The organism is Bradyrhizobium denitrificans, assembly GCF_013179005.1.
GTDB classification, from domain to species: Bacteria; Pseudomonadota; Alphaproteobacteria; order Rhizobiales; family Xanthobacteraceae; genus Bradyrhizobium; species Bradyrhizobium denitrificans.
Genome location: NZ_JABFDP010000088.1, coordinates 1 through 626 on the forward strand (window position 1 = coordinate 1; position 626 = coordinate 626).

The following is a 626-nucleotide window of genomic DNA, read 5'->3' on the forward strand; positions in this document are numbered from 1 at the left end:
CTCGCCCACGGCGTCCTCGATTTGGCATGTCTGACCGAAGGCCGTCGTCGCTTTGCTCCGCCTCGCTCTTATCCCCGCAACATCCGGCCACGACTTTCTTCCCCTGGCCGCTGCGCGTCCATTCCTCGCGGAAATCAAGAAAGTCGTGGCTTGGCTGCCCTCTACTGCGTGCCGGCCCCTGCGGGGTGCGGGTCGATCGCCTCCGGTCTGTAGCCAGCCATCGAGGCTGCGGTGGGCGCGGCCCGGAAAACTGAAAAGGACACGACAATGGCAACCATCGGCACCTTCACTTCGAACGGCAACGGCTTCACCGGCACCGTCCGCACGCTCGCTCTCAACGCCAAGGCCAAGCTGGTCCGCGTCGAGACCCCCTCCGAAAAGGGTCCGCACTTCCGCATCTTCGCCGGCAATGTCGAGCTGGGCGCGGCCTGGCAGAAGACCGCCAAGGACACCGAGCGGGACTATCTCTCGGTCAAGCTGGACGACCCGAGCTTCCCGGCCCCGATCTACGCCACCCTGATCGAGGTGGAAGGCCAGGAGGGCCTCCAGCTCATCTGGTCCCGACCGAACCGGGACTAAGGGGCCTCCACGGCAACGGTCCCGCCGAAAGGCGGGGCCGTTTCTGC

General features: G+C 66.0%; 1 protein-coding gene. It reads left to right on the forward strand.

Annotated features, from left to right (window positions below; genetic code table 11):
- Positions 1-267: 267 nt before the first annotated feature.
- Positions 268-579, forward strand: a complete 312-nt coding sequence (locus HL671_RS37865; RefSeq protein WP_021078644.1) for a DUF736 domain-containing protein — start codon at positions 268-270, stop codon at positions 577-579.
- Positions 580-626: the final 47 nt, after the last annotated feature.